12 protein-coding genes are annotated in these 16,366 nt (G+C 46.7%); 7 read left to right on the top strand and 5 right to left on the bottom strand.

Annotated features, from left to right (window positions below; translation table 11 throughout):
• Positions 1 to 2: 2 nt before the first annotated feature.
• Positions 3 to 1,070, bottom strand: a complete 1,068-nt coding sequence (locus B5D42_RS10505) for an agmatinase family protein (RefSeq protein ID WP_078831463.1) — start codon at positions 1,068 to 1,070, stop codon at positions 3 to 5.
• A 142-nt stretch (positions 1,071 to 1,212) separates the two neighbouring features.
• Here B5D42_RS10505 and B5D42_RS10500 point away from each other — a divergent pair, with 142 nt between their 5' ends.
• The 3 genes from B5D42_RS10500 (at position 1,213) to B5D42_RS10490 (ending at position 4,884) form a co-directional block, all read left to right on the top strand.
• Positions 1,213 to 1,623, top strand: a complete 411-nt coding sequence (locus tag B5D42_RS10500) for a cytochrome c maturation protein CcmE domain-containing protein (protein WP_078831462.1) — start codon at positions 1,213 to 1,215, stop codon at positions 1,621 to 1,623.
• Between the two features lie 63 nt (positions 1,624 to 1,686).
• Positions 1,687 to 4,146 carry a cytochrome c biogenesis protein CcsA gene (gene ccsA / locus B5D42_RS10495; protein WP_078831461.1) on the top strand — a complete coding sequence of 820 codons (2,460 nt, stop codon included), beginning with the start codon at positions 1,687 to 1,689 and terminating at the stop codon, positions 4,144 to 4,146.
• Between the two features lie 102 nt (positions 4,147 to 4,248).
• Positions 4,249 to 4,884, top strand: coding sequence for a DUF4294 domain-containing protein (locus B5D42_RS10490; RefSeq protein WP_245825646.1), 636 nt, complete (start codon positions 4,249 to 4,251; stop codon positions 4,882 to 4,884).
• 2 nt (positions 4,885 to 4,886) lie between these two features.
• Here B5D42_RS10490 and aat read toward each other — a convergent pair whose 3' ends face one another.
• The 3 genes from aat to B5D42_RS10475 form a co-directional block, all read right to left on the bottom strand.
• Entirely contained in the window at positions 4,887 to 5,531 is a 645-nt protein-coding gene (gene aat, locus B5D42_RS10485) for a leucyl/phenylalanyl-tRNA--protein transferase (protein ID WP_078831460.1), read from the bottom strand.
• Between the two features lie 41 nt (positions 5,532 to 5,572).
• A complete protein-coding gene (locus B5D42_RS10480; protein ID WP_078831459.1) occupies positions 5,573 to 5,881 on the bottom strand; it encodes an ATP-dependent Clp protease adaptor ClpS in 309 nt (102 codons plus the stop codon).
• Positions 5,882 to 6,319: 438 nt separating this feature from the next.
• A complete protein-coding gene (locus B5D42_RS10475; protein ID WP_139367104.1) occupies positions 6,320 to 6,757 on the bottom strand; it encodes a response regulator in 438 nt (145 codons plus the stop codon).
• A gap of 346 nt (positions 6,758 to 7,103) precedes the next feature.
• Between B5D42_RS10475 and B5D42_RS10470 the strand changes: the two genes are divergently transcribed.
• Positions 7,104 to 7,508, top strand: a complete 405-nt coding sequence (locus B5D42_RS10470) for a VOC family protein (protein ID WP_078831457.1) — start codon at positions 7,104 to 7,106, stop codon at positions 7,506 to 7,508.
• 35 nt (positions 7,509 to 7,543) lie between these two features.
• Positions 7,544 to 7,993 carry an MgtC/SapB family protein gene (locus B5D42_RS10465; protein WP_078831456.1) on the top strand — a complete coding sequence of 150 codons (450 nt, stop codon included), beginning with the start codon at positions 7,544 to 7,546 and terminating at the stop codon, positions 7,991 to 7,993.
• A gap of 343 nt (positions 7,994 to 8,336) precedes the next feature.
• Here the strand turns inward: B5D42_RS10465 and B5D42_RS10460 are convergent, their stop codons facing one another.
• Positions 8,337 to 10,736 (bottom strand): TonB-dependent receptor, encoded by a 2,400-nt coding sequence (locus tag B5D42_RS10460; protein WP_078831454.1) that lies wholly within the window; start codon positions 10,734 to 10,736, stop codon positions 8,337 to 8,339.
• A gap of 471 nt (positions 10,737 to 11,207) precedes the next feature.
• Between B5D42_RS10460 and B5D42_RS10455 the strand changes: the two genes are divergently transcribed.
• Both B5D42_RS10455 and B5D42_RS10450 read left to right on the top strand, forming a co-directional pair.
• Positions 11,208 to 12,614, top strand: coding sequence for a hypothetical protein (locus B5D42_RS10455; protein WP_078831453.1), 1,407 nt, complete (start codon positions 11,208 to 11,210; stop codon positions 12,612 to 12,614).
• Between the two features lie 38 nt (positions 12,615 to 12,652).
• Positions 12,653 to 16,366: RHS repeat domain-containing protein (locus tag B5D42_RS10450; RefSeq protein ID WP_217698812.1), on the top strand; the 3,714-nt coding region annotated here is incomplete at its 3' end.

Raw genomic sequence — 16,366 nt, 5'->3', positions numbered from 1 at the left:
TCTTAGTGATCTGCAGCAGTGGTTTTCGGCTGTTGATTTTTCATCAGCAGGTTACACATCCTCCATAATAATTGTGCGCCCACCACACTGTCCCAGTCCGTTGCGCCGATGCCTATTTCCACCAGGTCGAAACCGATGATCTCACGGCCGCTCGCAGTTATTTTTTTGAAAAGATAAAGTATTTCCTCGCTTTCGAAGCCTCCGTGGACCGGTGTGCCGGTATTGGGGCAGAGTTTCCTGTCGAGCCCGTCCACATCAAAACTGATATATACTTTCTGCGGCAGCTGCTCTATGATATCTTCCGCGATCCGTTTCCAGGTTTCGCCTTCGTATTGTTTTTCCTTGATCCAGCGGTCGAGATAGGTAAGCACCCGGCCGTTGCTGTTGCATACAAGATCCCATTCTTCCTGACAGAAATCCCTTACACCTACCTGTACCAGCCTGATGAGTTCGGGTATTTCGTTCAGTGCGTTGTACATCACAGACGCATGTGAATAAGTGAAATTCTCATAACCTTTGCGCAGATCGCAGTGTGCATCTACCTGCAGTACGCCGAAATCGCCGTGTTTTTCTGCCAGTGCCTTCATAAAACCGAGTGAAATGCTGTGGTCGCCGCCAAGCAGCCCTACCAGTTTACCCTTTGCCAGCAGGTTCTTCGACTGTTCATATACCCACTGGTTCATGTAAACGCCGCCTTCGTTGATCTCTTTCAGGCTTTTACACATGAACTTGTTCTTCTCGATCGCTTCGCCTTTGGAAATATAATCGATATACAGTTCGGCTTCCTTGCGCAGGTAATCGCTTTTAAGGAGCAGGCGTTTGTCGGTTTCCTTCATATAGAATCCCTGCTTCCAGCCATCGGGCATGTCGCTGTCGTAGAGATCCACCTGTGTACTGCATTTGAACACATGGTCGGCCGCGCGGGCCGTACCGGCTCCGCAGCTGACGGTAACTTCCCAGGGAACGGGTAAGATCACCAGGCGTGCATCTGCTTCCGTAAAAGGAAGACCGAAAATGTTGTTGTTGGGATTTCCGACGGCGTTGGGGTCGAAATTCGATAGATCTGCCATGACAATGCTGATTTGCAAACAGCGCGCAAAGTTAGGCTAAACTTTGGGGTTTGGATGAGCGGGGTGTTAAATTTATCAAACTTCGCATAACAGGGCCTAAACATCAAACTAAGACGTACTTTTGCAGCCTAAAAGGGGCCAAATGAAGAAATTGCACATTGTACTGCTCGTAATGATTGCCGCTGCCATTGTTGTACTGATCAGCTATACCGGCGACCTTACCACTTATGAAACCATCGCTTCGGCTAAGCAGAAAGAAGGAAAATTCGTGAATCTGATCGCGAAGCTGGATAAAGAAAAGCCGCTTGAATACGACGCCGTTAAGAATCCCAATTACCTGAGTTTTACAGCGATAGATACGCTTGGTCACAGCATTAAAGTCATTTATCACAGTAATAAGCCAACCGATATGGAAAAAAGCGAGCGGCTGGTACTGAAGGGAAAAGTACAGGGAGATCATTTCGAGTGCAAGGATATCCTGCTGAAATGTCCTTCCAAATACAAGGACGATCCCAAAGCCATGCAGAATAACCTGCAGGCATCCAACAACTAATTCAGATCCCGATCCCGGCACTGCAAGCAGCCGGTTCTCTGTATCCTAAAAGCACCTGCGTACATGAAGTATCTTGGAGAACATTTACTACCCGGACAAACAGGACATTTTTTTGCGATCCTTTCACTCGTAGCATCCATTGTAGCAACGATCGCTTATTTCAGAGCATCAAGAATACTGGCACCTGCAGAAAAGCAAAGCTGGATCCGCATGGCGCGGGTGGCATTTTTCGTGGAAACCGTGAGCGTGCTTGCCATGTTCTTTACTTTATATTATATCATTTCGAACCACCTGTTCGAGTATAAATATGCTTATTCACACAGCGACCGCAGCCTGCAGGTGGAATACCTGCTGAGTTGTTTCTGGGAAGGTCAGGAGGGAAGCTTTATGCTCTGGAGCTTCTGGCATTGTGTACTGGGCTGGGTACTGATCAAACGTGCGGGCGACTGGGAGGCAGGTGTAATGACGGTGATCAGTTTTGCACAGTTCACGCTGGCAACCATGCTGCTCGGGATCTATTTCTTCGGAACGAAAGTAGGCAGCAGCCCGTTCTCGCTTCTGAGGAACGAGATGGATGGTCCGATCTTCAGCAGGCCGGAATACCTGAGCCTGATCAAAGACGGAACGGGTCTGAATACCTTACTTCAAAACTACTGGATGGTGATCCACCCGCCGGTACTGTTCCTCGGTTTTGCATCAACCATTGTACCTTTTGCTTACGCGATCGCAGGATTGATGAGCAAAAAGCATGAGTGGGTGAAACCGGCATTGCCATGGGCATCGTTTTCAACTGCGGTGCTTGGAACCGGTATCATGATGGGTGCTGCATGGGCTTACGAAAGCTTGTCGTTCGGCGGCTATTGGGCATGGGATCCGGTGGAGAACGCATCGCTGGTGCCATGGCTGACACTGGTGGCAGGGTTGCATACCAACCTGATCTATAAGAACAGTGGTTATTCGCTTCGTCCCACTTATTTCTTCTACATTATTACATTCTCGCTGATCCTTTATTCAACGTTCCTGACCAGGAGCGGAATATTGGGCGATACTTCGGTGCACGCATTTACGGATCTCGGCATGAATACGCAGCTGCTGCTGTTTGTACTGGTATTTGTGCTGCCGGCATTCTTCCTGTTCTTCAGGAATTATAAAACGATCCCGTCAATCGTAAAAGAGGAGAATACCTACAGCCGTGAGTTCTGGATGTTCATCGGTGCACTGGTATTATTCCTGTCGGGCGTGGTGATCATTGCAAAGACCTCTACACCGGTAGTGAATAAATTATTCGGGACCAATATCGCACCGCCGGAAGATCCGGAGTTTGCACATAACCAGATCCAGGTATTTGTAGCGGTAGTGATCGGCGTGCTGACAGCCGTTTCACAATATTTCAAATACAAGGATACGCCTAAGGCCTTCTTCGGTAAGAAGATCTGGCTGCCTACATTGATCGCAGTGCTGATCAGCATTATGATCAGCGGCTTCGGGCAGGTGGGGTATGATAAAAAAGGACCAGGCTTCCTGGTAGCGATTCATCTCGCCATTTTCGCAGCTGTTTACGCGGTGGTGGCAAACAGCGCTTATATCTGGCTGGGACTGAAAGGTAAGCTCAAGGCAGCCGGCGCTTCTGTAGCGCATATCGGTTTCGGTATGGTGCTGGTAGGGATCCTGATATCGAGCAGTAAAAAAACGGTACTGAGCTGGAATACAACCGGTGTAACGCCGCTGCAGGGCGATCCGAAAGACAGGAATAACCCGGCCGGCAATCCCGCTGAAAATATTACCCTGTTCAAAGGTGTAGCTACCGATATGGGTAAATACATGGTAACCTATACCCAGGATACGATTAATGAAAAAGACCGCAAACGTTATTTCGAGATCGATTTCAAGGGGAAAAATGGCGACGAACAGTTCAAACTGTACCCGGATGTGATCAAGAACAATAAGGGAATGGAAGGTTTTGCGGCAAACCCGGCGGCAAGGCATTACTGGTATAAGGATATATTCGTTTATATCACTTCTTTCCAGGAAAATACGGGTGAAGACACTACCGGGTTCCGCAACCGCGAAATGAAAGCGGGCGATACGGCATTCTACAGTAATGGTATGCTGGTATTCAATAAAGTGATCAAGAATCCTGCAGATAAAAAAGCATTATACCATGATGATGAAACGGCATTGTTCCTCGACATGACCGTGATCTCCAAAGACGGCAGGCGTTATCCTGTTTCGCCGGGTATTGCACTGCACGACGGAGGCGCGGATATGAGAGCCATTACAGATACGGTGATCTCACAGAGCCTGGTACTCAAATTCAATAAAGTGATCAACCAGGAAGAAGGCAAACTGGAGATCGGTGTGAAGGAAAGCGGGGCCATTACCGACCTGATTACGCTGAAAGTGTATGAATTTCCGATGATCAACGTATTGTGGCTGGGGATCCTTGTAATGGTAACCGGCCTGGTGATGTCGATCGTGCAACGCGTAAAGAAAACCGGCAGCAGCAGGCTCAGGTCTATTTAAACAGCACTGGTTTTGCCGGGAATTGTTAGCGAAAGATTAAACGCGGGTTACTTTTTCATTGCAGCGGCTATTAATAGGGCAGAATCCCTAATTTTAACCGAAGTGAAACCTGGCCGGGCAAATATTATCCCTGTAATATTATGTGTAGCAATTGCATGCAGCTGCTTTTGTACAACTGCCGGCGCGCAGGCAAAAGGCCCGTACGATACGGTGAAAGTATACGCCTATATTACGCCCGAAGGCGATACGATCGGCCAGAGTATTCTGCCGGGTGTTGAAGTGATTGGCAAGCTGACACGTAAGTGGCGGAATTACTGGGCCGACTGGACAAGGCTCCGCAACGCGGTCTATGTAACCTATCCTTATGCCAAAGCAGCCAGCCGGATCATGAATGATATCAACAGCAGGCTGGAGCATGTGACCGATAAAAAGCAGCGAAAAGCCATCATCCGTTCGAAAGAGAAAGAACTCAAGAAAGAATTTACCGACAAACTCACACAATTATCGATTTACCAGGGTAAGGTATTGATGAAGCTCATCAACCGCGAAACCGGTAACAACTGTTACGAGATCATAGAAGAGTATAAAGGTCTGGTAAGTGCGGCATTCTGGCAAACTGTGGCGCTTGTATTCGGCAGTAATCTCAGGCAGAGTTATGATGCTGCGGGTAAGGATGCGGCCATGGAACAGATTGTGCGGGATGTGGAAGTGATGTATGGTTACAGGCGGGGCAGCTGATGTTATAAATTTTTCTCCAGCATATTGATGAATTCAGTTCTTGAGATCATGCGGGCGCCGAGGCTTTCAAGATGTGCGGTATAGACCTGGCAATCGATCAGCGCTACATTTTCCTGCTGGAGTTGTTTTACGTATTGTATAAAGGCAAATTTGCTCGCATTGCTTTTACGGCTGAACATGCTCTCGCCGAAAAATAGTCTACCCATTCTGATACCATAGAGTCCACCCACCAGTTCATCACCCTGCCATGCTTCCGCACTGTGTGCATAACCAAGTTGATGTAATTCGTTAAAGGAAGTTTCCAGTTCATCTGTGATCCAGGTGCCATCCTGGCCTTCTCTGTTCTGGGTTTTACAGGCGGCGATCACATCGGGGAAAGCAGTATTGGTAGTGAACCGGAAGCTATTTTTCCGTTGCAGCACTTTCATGCTTTTGCTTTCTTTCAGCTCTTCCGGGAAAAGGACAAACCTGGGGTCGGGGCTCCACCAGAGCGGTATATCACCATCAAACCAGGGGAATATCCCGCAACGATAAGCCAGCAGTAATCTTTCTAGGCCCAGATCGCCGCCCATGGCCAGTAAACCGTCTTCCAGCGCTTCATGCACCGGGGGAAACCAGATCTGATCATCGAGTGCGTAAAGTGGCATATGCTGCTGCGGGTAAGAGAAATGAGTTGTATCAGCCGGAATTAATCGGCAATGGCTTCTATCGTGGCACCGATACCGCGGTCAGTAATGGCATCACACATGGGTTTGAGTGTTTCGTAATCGCCTTTTTTAACTGCGTATTTACCTTTGAAATGGATGAGAATGGCAGATTGTTCGGCCTGCTCGTGCGAATGGCCGCAGATGGTGACCAGTGTTTCGATCACCCACTCGAATGTATTCACCTCATCGTTCCATACAATAAGGCTGTACGATTGCGCAGTTTCAGTAAGAACATCGTGTTCTGCTGATTCCCAGGGCCGGGTTGCGTCATTAAACGGAGAGAGGTTCATCCGGCAAAATTAGAAATTGTAAGGGGGATTTTAAAATTTGAGCTGAAAAGATGGGAAAAATGGTTTTCTGAACGGGAAGCTGATTGTTGGTCAGGAGACCCCGGGTCTGCGGAAGACTCTTAATTCTCTAACCATTTTAAATTCATTGCTTGCGGTTGCTCGGAACGCCGGCCTCATCTTTCTTCTCTCGCTGATGTCTCCCGAAGGGGACTCAGCGCAGCACGCATTTGCTATTTCTAAAGTTGATTGTACATTTCAGTCTCAGACAGGTGCAATCATCCGCTCAGGCGACCAATAACGGTTGAGGTATTAAAAGGCCGATTCGTCCTTCTGCTATACATGGAATGACATTTGTCAGGATCTTATTTATGTAAGAAAACAGGCTGAAACTGATTTTAGTTCGGGTGGATGGCCGGAGTTGTTAATAACTCCGGGGGACTACAATACAAAGTTTGCTAACGGCGGATATACCATTTGGCTTTTCCAGTCAATAGAGAATACCTTTTTGATTTTTTCAGCCAGATCTGCAATAGAATCAGCCTTTCTGATAAATAAGTTAGCACCTAACCTGTATGTTGTTTCTATATAAGAGCCTTGCCGCGCGGCTGTTAACATAATAACAGGCATTTCGTCATACCGTGAATCCTGCCTGATTTCACGTATGCAGGAAATGCCATCAGTACAAGGCATCATAATATCCAGGAATAATATATCGGGGATTTGCTGCCTGAGCATGTCGAACAGGGTTTTGCCATCCTGCGCATGCCTGATTTTAACTTTGATGGAGATATCGTTCAGTGCAAGTGTGAAAATAAAAACCTCTTCCTTGTCATCGTCGGCAATAATGATATCTTCAATCATTGATGTGTTGGCCACGGAGCTATTTTTTAATAGTCAAAAGCAACAATATCATGATTTGATTATCATTACTAAGAATGAAAGTAAGCTTTATAGTTGATTTTTAAGCTAAAAAGGCAAACAATTACCGTATTAACCCGGACTGTGTAGAGGCTGGCAGATTTTCTACTGTGTCGCCGGAACCATGAGGTCTCGTTCCCTCAATCTCTGTAAAAGCCATGTTGTATATACGGTACAGAACGCAAAGAACCGTTTCTGCAAATACCGGTAGATTTGCTATTGAATGTGAAGGCAGGATCGTAAATTCAGGGTTATATCTTCTGAACGATAATCATTTTTTTATAATACGCACTATAAACTGAAAATGTCAAACCCATCAGCATCAACCCATTTCGCTCCACAATTGTATATTCCTAAAGGGCAAACCGATATACAATTTTATATCAACCTGGGCGCAATAGAAATCTTTTGTTTCCGCAACGATGACGGCACGATCCACGTTGCGGAACTGGAGCTTGATGGTGCGATCTTTCATGTGCATGAGACCATGAGCTCAACTGCGATCATGGATCCGTCAAAACTGGGGGCGGTTACATCGATCATCGGCCTGTTTGTTCCGGATGTGGATGCAATGATGCAGAAGGGAATAGCTGCAGGCGCTGTTGAAATCGATCCGGCGCAGGATTATGATTATGGTTACCGCCAGGGTATGTTCCGCGATCCTTACGGGCATTACTGGCAGATCCAGAAAAAGATCGGGCTCAAATAAAAGCGTTGATTTGTCAAACTTTATAATATTGAATCATGGTTGTACAGGAATTTACGCTTAAGTTATGTGTAGCATTGGTATGCGGGTTGCTGATCGGCCTGGAAAGACAGGTCAACCGGAAAGAAGCGGGCATGCGGACGCACAGCCTCGTGGCATTGGGCTCGGCGATCTTCATATTGATGTCTTACGAAGTGGTGACCAAATTCGGCGGCGATGTGACGCGTATCATCGGTCAGGTGGTAACCGGCGTAGGCTTTATCTGCGCGGGCGTGATCATGCATAAGGGTGCCAATATCCATGGCCTTACCACATCAGCAACCATCTGGTGCGCTTCTGCGGTGGGTTGTATTGCTGCCGGTGGTTATTTTGCCGAAGCATTCATCAGCACCGCGCTGGTAATCTTTGTGAATGCAGTGCTGAAGAACGCGGATATGTATATTAATGCAAGATATAAGAATAAGAAGGGGGAGGAGGATAATGTTTAGATTTCATCCGTTTATTATTTCATTCTATCATAAATCAACTCTTTAATTTCCTCGCCGTTGTTGGTCGCTGACCAACAATAACGTTATATCGCAGCAACATGCATTTCTTTATTTGAAAGCTGTTTATCAATTCCCACCTTTAGGCGCATGCTGTCATCCGTGTCACTCAGCCGCTGGGCCTCGTCTTTGCGCCAGCGCTTCTTCGGCCTCTGTCGAAATGTGCTGTGCATCATTTCGATTACCTTCGCTTCGCTGGGTACCGAACCCAAAGAGGCAGCTCTGCAAAGACTGGCAGATTTATTAAATAATTCCGAATACCTCGGATTTATAACAAACCAACTCTTTAATTACCCCCCGCCGCATCATCATTATTAATCCCCCTGCGGTTCTTTTTCAAGCCACTGCTCAATCCCCCGAACTTATAACTCACGCTCAGGTTGAAATTACGGTAGATCATATGTGATGTGTTGGATTGATGAAAATCTTCCGTAGCGGTAAACATCGTAAAAGAATAATGTGTCATGAACGGGTTATTCGCAATAGCCGAGAATGACCATTTTTTCAGGTTGCAGGTAGCGCTGAAGCTTGTGTACCAGTAATCGTTCGAGCCACCCTGCAGATTCACGTAACGCCTGTTGTAGCCGCCGCTGGCACCAAACTGCCAGATGCTGTTCGGTTTGTAGGTGGCATTGGCAAATGTGTTGGTACGCGGACCATGATTGCTGAAAAATTTCCCGTTGTATACGCCGCGGACCCACACATAAAAAATACCGGTATTGAAATTCACAGACCATTTGGGGTTGATGGTAAAATTGCCTGCCACATTAATGCGCGCAATACGACTCTGGCCCACATTATCGAACGTAGTCTGGCTAAGCGTATCCGCCAGTATCCTGGTAACCGATTCTATGTTATTGTTGGTATACATATAACTCAGTTTGGTATTCAATGATCCGCTTTTATACACTTTATTATATCCCAGCTCAAACAAATGACTGATCACAGGGCGCAGGTCAGGGTTACCGCCGCTGATGATCTGCGGGTTGCTCCTGTCAACAAAAGGATTGAGCATGGTAATGCCCGGACGCATCAGGCGGTTGGTGATCCCGAATGTGAGTGTGCGGCCTTCCTCCAGCAAACGCATGACCGATACTGTTGGTACAAGGTTGGTGTATTCCAGGTTGAGCCGGGTAGCGGTAGATGTAAAGTCCGCCGCAATGCGGGTCAGTTCTGCCCGTACACCGCCCTGGAAAGTCCATTTGGTAAGTTTCGCCTGGTAGGAATTGTATATACTATATACATCCTGCGAATAACGGAACTGGTTGGCACGTGTCGGATCGTTTATATACCCGTTGGCAGTTGATGAATAGATCTGTCCCGTTGCATCACTGTTCATGGTACGCAATATAGCTTTGGCACCGGCTTCCATTGTTATTTTGTTCAGGGGATGAACATAATCAACCTGGATCGTGTGCTCATTGAAGTTGGCATCGTTACGCTGCGTATTGTTGGGTTGGGTGAATTTGAATACATCAGTTATCCGGATGTCTGCCGCCTGTTCATTGAGTGAGTAAGAATAACGGTACGATGTGGTGAGTAACTGGTCTTTTCTGTGTTTGAAACCGAGCTGGTAATTAAGTCCCACATCGATGCCTTTATTCCTGTAATAGCCTTCGCTGCTCAGGCGGTACGACTGAAGAACGGCGCCAGAAACGTCTTTATTGGTGCTCATGCGATCAAAAAACTGTTCGATCCGGCCCTGGAAATAATTCCCTGAGGCCGTTAATAACTGCAATGAATCGATCTCATAACTCAATTCTCCGCCGGCATACACGAACTTGTTATTGCGTCCGGAAGTGCCGGTTTGAAACAATGTGGAAGGCGAAGCGCCAAAGGTTTCACGCAGGTTATCCTGCCCGGTAGTGGTGATCGGACTGATCCCTGTTCCGCCATACATTGACAATCCGAACTTATCTTTTTTATACGTGCCGTTAATATTGATGTTAGGGCCAAACGGTATGTTTTGACGCAGCGAAACGGTTCCATTATAACCTTCTGCCGTTTTTTTCGTGGTGATGATATTGATGATGCCCGCCAGTCCCTCACTGTCATACTTAGCAGGCGGCGTAGTGATCACTTCAATTTTTTGTATGATGCTGGCCGACATAGATCTCAATACATCTTTCGGATTATTGGTTACCAGTGCCGAGGGTTTGCCGTTGATGAAGATGCGGTAGTTACCACTTCCCTGCAGCTGGATATTATCATCGCCGTCTACCGTGAGCAGCGGTACGCGGCGCAGCATGTCCATGGCGGACTGGCCTTTGCTTTGCGGATCGGACTGTACATCGTAGGTGAGCCGGTCGATCTCCTGTTTCACGAGTGGCGGGCGTGCTGTCACGGTCACGCCAGAAAGCTGGTCAGCAACGGGAGCGAGTAAGATCTCGCCGAGTGCGCTGGCAGAAGCGGGCAGACTGATCAGTTTTGAATCATAACCAACATAAGAAACGGCAAGCTGGCTGCCGGGTGATTGTGTTGCAACCTGTAAAGCAAACTGTCCCTTCTCGGTCGTTACCGTTGTTTTCAGTTTAGTACCTGCAGCAGACTGCAATGCCACATTTACCAGCGTCAAAGGTTTATGGGTTACAGAATCGAGCACAGTTCCGCTAATGGTACCAGGCTGTTGGGCCATACCATTTATTGTAAACAGGCAAAGAAAAAGAGCAGTCATCCAGTTTCTCATGAGAGTGGTTTTCTATAAGAACTCAGGATTTGAAAAATGTTGCAGAAAAGTGTGCGGGAAAGTGTTGAACGGTCAGTGGGTGGGATGGATGAAAAAATGAGATATCGCTGCAGGTTGCCGGAATGGTGTTTCAAACGAAGATACTTCTGTCATGAAAAAACATAATCAGCTTAATCGGATAGAATGAATACTTTATTCCTATTATTAAAAAAGAAAGCGGAATACGGGTAACGTGTTTATACGTAAAAAATAAAAATAAAATTCATTTTAATTCAATATTGACAGCATTTTGAATATATATATCATTTTACCAAAGAAAGAAATCAACACCTTTTGTGGAAAAAATAATGCATTGAATCTCTTGATTGGGAGCAATAAAATTGCACATATTTGTTGCGTTCCCCCCAGAACATTATTTAACCAAACTAACTGACAGCTTTGAGATATTTTCTCATACTGCTATTGGCTTGCATGCAAGGCAGATCGTTGCATGCACAGCAGTTGACCGGGGGCACAAGTCCAGCCGGAGTAGCCGATTCGGCCTCACATACCGGTTTGCATTTAACTTCCGTTACTAAAAATTACGATCAGCTTTCCTCCGGGCTTGACCGTGCTGCGGAACGCGCACTTTCACGTTTTGAAAAGCTGGAACAAAAGCTGAAGCGCAAACTTGCCCGCAGGGATAGTACTGCAGCTAAAAAATTATTTGCCGGATCAGAACAGCAATACCGTCAGCTGGAGCAAAAGTTGAAAGGTAGTGATTCACTATCTTCCGTTCCCAATCTCAATACTTACTTACCCGGACTGGATAGCCTTAAAACCAGCCTTCGCTTCCTGGATCAGCCGGGAACAACGCTGAAGAATATTACCGGCGGAGAGTTGTCCAAAGCTACTGCAGCCGTAAGCCTGGCAGGTAAAAATTTACAGGATGCAGTGCAGGTACAGCACTTTCTCAAAGAACGCCGTCAGCAACTGAAAGAACAACTGGAACAACTGGGCCTGGTCAAAGACCTGAAGAAACTGAACAAAGAAGTATACTATTACCAGCAGCAACTCAATGAATACAAAGATCTGCTGAACCATCCGGATAAACTGGCGCAGCAGGTAGTAAGCCGCCTGCGCGATCTGCCTGCCTTTAAAGATTTCATGAGCCGTAACAGTGAATTGTCGCAGTTGTTCCGGGCGCCGGGCAATGCCAATATACCCGGTTCGCTCGCGGGGCTTCAGACAAGAACTTCCGTACAACAGCAACTGAGCCAGCAGATCGGCAACAATGCGAATCCGCAGCAATACCTGCAACAGCAGATGCAGCAGGCGCAGGGCGAGCTGAATAAACTGAAAGACAAAGTGAACCAGCTGGGCGGCGGCAGCAGCGATATGGAGATCCCGGATTTCAAGCCCAACAATCAGAAAACGAAAAGTTTCTGGAAAAGGCTGGAGTACGGTGTGAACATCCAGTCGCAGAAGCCGAACGGTCTGATGCCTGTAACCAGCGATCTCGCTTTAACGGCAGGGTATAAGCTGAACGACAAAAGTACGATCGGTATCGGTGCCTCATATAAGATGGGCTGGGGGAAAGATATCAGCCATATCCGCATCAGCAGCCAGGGACTTGGCCTTCGCAGTTATGTGGATGTAAAGCTGAAAGGCAGTATCTGGATCAGCGGCGGTTATGAGTACAACTACCAGCAGGAGTTCTCGCGGCTTGACCAGCTGCGGGATCTGAATGCGTGGCAGAAGAGCGGGCTGATCGGCCTGAGTAAAAAGTACAAACTGGGTAAGAAGAACGGTAACCTGCAGCTGCTCTGGGATTTCCTGAGCTACAGCCAGGTGCCAAAAACACAGCCGCTGAAGTTCAGGGTGGGGTATGTGTTTTAAAAACTAAGGAGTTAAACATGCAGACCAATAAAAGTAAAATGAACAGGAAAAGAATTTTGCATTATGCATTAATTGTATTGCTGCTGACCTGGGGCAATGCTTATTCGCAAAGCGGTCCGGGAAAAAGCGCGGCAAGAGGGGTGGCAGGTTCAGATCAGCCTCCGGCTTTCGGGAAACTGGATAACAGTATGGTGCCGCATTCTCCGGAAGCAGAAGCCATCATTAAAAATACTGCTTTGCCTGTTACGTTATATACAGGTATGCCGCAGATCAGTGTGCCGATCTATGAGATCAAGGGTAAGAGTATTTCTTTACCCGTTGCGCTTACCTATAATTTCAACGGTTTTAAACCCATGGAGGTAGCGAGCCGTTACGGCCTGGGCTGGAGTTTGCAGGGGGAAGGTGTGATCACCCGGATGGTCAAGGGCAGATTAGATCAGGAAGATGGTAATGTGTTACAGCAGTATGATGATTACGCGGATGCCAATATGCTTACAAGAAAGCAGGTTGAGTTAAGCCATATTGCAGATGGCCAGTTTGATGCCGAACCGGATCTGTATGTATTCAACTGTAACGGGCTCAGTGGCAAATTTATCTGGATGCATGGCCAGGCCTATATGTTCCCGCACCAGAATATCCGTATCCAGAAATATGGCGAAGGCTTTCTTATCACAGCAGAAAATGGTACCCGTTATTCTTTCCAGGCATATGAAACCAGCACAAAGCCACAGGTGGAGGGCGCCTTGCCATTGCCGACACATAAATCTGCATGGTTTATAACCGAGGTTATTAGTGCGGATCTGCGTGATACGATAAAGTATCACTATGCAGATTACAATTATCTGCAGCAACCTCCGATGACGGATAGTTATACCATTCAGAATGTGGAAGCCATGGGGAGTGCGGTGCATAACTGGAGCAAAACAGCCGATGTGGGCACTCAAATCACTACCCAATTATTGACCTCTATTACCTATAAGAACACCCGTATTTTATTTGGTGCAGCAGGAGAAGCGAGAACAGATATATATGGCGGATCATCTGCAATAGGATCTATCGAAGTCAGCAGTAATGAACCAGGATCGAAATTTTCAAAGGTTTTCCGTCTGAAGCATGATTATCAGAACAGTAAGCTGAATCTCCGGTCTGTTGAGCTGACCAATGCTGCACTTGATACGGCAAGGAGTCAATGGTACAAATTTGATTATGAAGGTGGCCTGGGTAGTGGGGTCGATATGTATTCCTGGCACAACGTTGCAAGAAGTATTGACAAATGGGGGTATTATAATGCAGCTGCTAATGAGAACAGGATGATGTTCACAGCTGATGAGATCTATAATCCGCGTTATACTGCCGGCGATCGTTCTGTGAATGAATCGGCCAGCAAGACAAATATGCTGAAGAAAATGACCTTTCCAACGGGAGGCTATACATTGTTTGAATATGAAAAAAACCAACATGGCAATAATCTCGATGATGGACCTGGTTTACGTGTAAAGAAGATATCGATGTTCGATAATGCTTATGCAGACAGTGCCGCTTTGGTAAAAGAATATGCTTATAACACAGGGCTGAGTTTTTATGTTGATGGTATTTCTTCCAGTACTGTAGTAGTTAATAATGTACTATGCGGCGCATTGCAGAATACTACGAATATCACGTATCGAACAGGTCCTGCATCTTTGTTAAGTGATTTGCTGAGCACTCCGTTTTATTATCAGCACGTTACCGAAACGAATCGTTCATCTTCTGCTGCAGGTGTTTCTGAGTACGAGTTTAGAAACTTTGTAGATGAAAATCCAGACATTTATCTCTACCAAAAGATTGATAAAGCTTATAAGGGCGGGACGTTGGTTCCTGTTAAGCGGGTGATTAATAAAGAGGTTTCAATTCAGCGTGAAATTTTTATTGGAGGAGGCGCTGAATTGACGGATGTAATTGGTACTCCTGATCCACCTAATACCTGGGCTTGCCAACTCGTGCCTACACCAGATCAAACTCAGAATGTTGATGGCCTGGAAAAAGTATTCAGATCGGTAATCAATTCTAGTTATGTATCGGCATACCGGCGAACGGATGAAGTGATCGACAGTACCTGGGATTCGAATGGCCTGAATCCGATCAGGGTTGCCAAAAAATATTATTACGATAATCCTTCTTATAGGTATCCTACCCGCATTGCAACTGCGGATGCTTTTGGAGATTCGCTGATCACTTATATGAAATATCCGCAGGATTATCTTCCGGCCGGCGTTGCTTCGAGATATACACTTGATACTGCCTTTTCTACAGCCAGGTGGCGTGCAGCTTACAATTATGGAAAATGCTATGACAGTCTTGTTACGGCACTGATTCCGTATCAGCCATTTTCCAGTAATCCGGGCATGTTCTCTGCAACAGCTAATTCCTTTCATTGTGAAACAAATTTCAAAACTGCTTCTTCGGTTGTCTGGGCAAACCGCGACACCGCATTGGCGCAATATTACCGCGGCCTTACACTTGCCCGTGCCGCCAGTACCATTCCGCAGCAGAAAGCCATGTACTGGATGCAGGAGAATAATGTATTGAATCCGGTGATCGAAAGTTATACCGTGCGTAAGATCGGCAGCAATGAATTCATGCTGAGCGCTACCCGCAATGAATACAACCTGTTTAATGACGCGCAGGGTTCAACCGTGGCTATGCCTGCCGGAAGCAGCCAGCTGGAAGTGAGCGATTATCTGCAGAAAAGCAGCTTTCTTGCTAATACCGGTGATTTCTATATCAGGCAAACACAGGCAGAATACGACAGCGTACTGAATCTTGCCGCCCAATGGAAGATCAATGATGTGAAACAGACTTTCCTTTGGTCGTACAATAATCAGTATCCTGTTGCAGTTGTCACGAATGCTGCCGCAACTGAAATTGCTTACAGCAGCTTTGAAGCAGATGGTAAAGGCAACTGGCAATACGGCGCATCTGGTGTTACGAGAGATCTCACAGCAGTAACGGGTGATCATCATTACCGGTTAAGTTCAGGCAATATCAGCCGCAGCGGGTTAAACAGTAATACAACATATATACTCAGTTACTGGCTGAAAAGCGGCAGCGCATCTGTAAATGGCGGCAGTGCAGGAACTTCTGTTGCTACCCGTAATGGCTGGACGTTGTATCAGCAAAGCCTTACAGGTGTTACCAGTGTTACATTAAGCGGCAGCGGCTATGTAGATGAACTGCGGTTATACCCCGGTAATGCCCGCCTGACCACTTATACCTATGAACCACTGATCGGTCTTACCAGCACTACCGATGCCAACAACAAAGTGATCTATTATGAATATGATGGACTCAACCGGCTGGTGTTGATCCGTGATGAAAATCGTAATATCCTAAAACAAATCTGTTACAGCTATTACAGCGATTCCACCCAGCCTTGTTCGGAAGTGAATGTCGCAGCCAGTTGGGTGAACAGTGGCAACGCTACCTGCCAGACAGGTACCGGTTCTTATCTGACGGGCCATCAATTACAGCTGCAGGTTGATGAGAACCGCAACAGTCCAACTTTTAACCAGTCGAGGATCACAGATCTGGGACTTAACACCACCGCCTGTCCTGTTAACGCCGATTGGGCTGCAACCGGTAATCTTCGTTGCGTAACCGGCAGCGGCTATAATACCGGAGCACAGGAGAAAGAAGAACATGATAATAATCCATACAGCGCACTTGGCAACCGCTGGGTGAGCAATGGAACAAACACTACTGCCTGCCCGATC

Source organism: Sediminibacterium ginsengisoli, assembly GCF_900167075.1.
GTDB lineage: Bacteria > Bacteroidota > Bacteroidia > Chitinophagales > Chitinophagaceae > Sediminibacterium > Sediminibacterium ginsengisoli.
This window is presented reverse-complemented; position numbering and strand designations above follow the sequence as displayed.

Excerpts from the sequence above, each read along its gene's own strand:
- B5D42_RS10505 (WP_078831463.1), bottom strand. The coding sequence starts at position 1,070 with ATGGCAGATCTATCGAATTTCGACCCCAACGCCGTCGGAAATCCCAAC.
- B5D42_RS10465 (WP_078831456.1), top strand. The coding sequence starts at position 7,544 with ATGGTTGTACAGGAATTTACGCTTAAGTTATGTGTAGCATTGGTATGC.
- B5D42_RS10500 (WP_078831462.1), top strand. The coding sequence starts at position 1,213 with ATGAAGAAATTGCACATTGTACTGCTCGTAATGATTGCCGCTGCCATT.
- B5D42_RS10470 (WP_078831457.1), top strand. The coding sequence starts at position 7,104 with ATGTCAAACCCATCAGCATCAACCCATTTCGCTCCACAATTGTATATT.
- B5D42_RS10455 (WP_078831453.1), top strand. The coding sequence starts at position 11,208 with ATGCAAGGCAGATCGTTGCATGCACAGCAGTTGACCGGGGGCACAAGT.
- aat (WP_078831460.1), bottom strand. The coding sequence starts at position 5,531 with ATGCCACTTTACGCACTCGATGATCAGATCTGGTTTCCCCCGGTGCAT.
- B5D42_RS10460 (WP_078831454.1), bottom strand. The coding sequence starts at position 10,736 with ATGAGAAACTGGATGACTGCTCTTTTTCTTTGCCTGTTTACAATAAAT.
- B5D42_RS10480 (WP_078831459.1), bottom strand. The coding sequence starts at position 5,881 with ATGAACCTCTCTCCGTTTAATGACGCAACCCGGCCCTGGGAATCAGCA.
- ccsA (WP_078831461.1), top strand. The coding sequence starts at position 1,687 with ATGAAGTATCTTGGAGAACATTTACTACCCGGACAAACAGGACATTTT.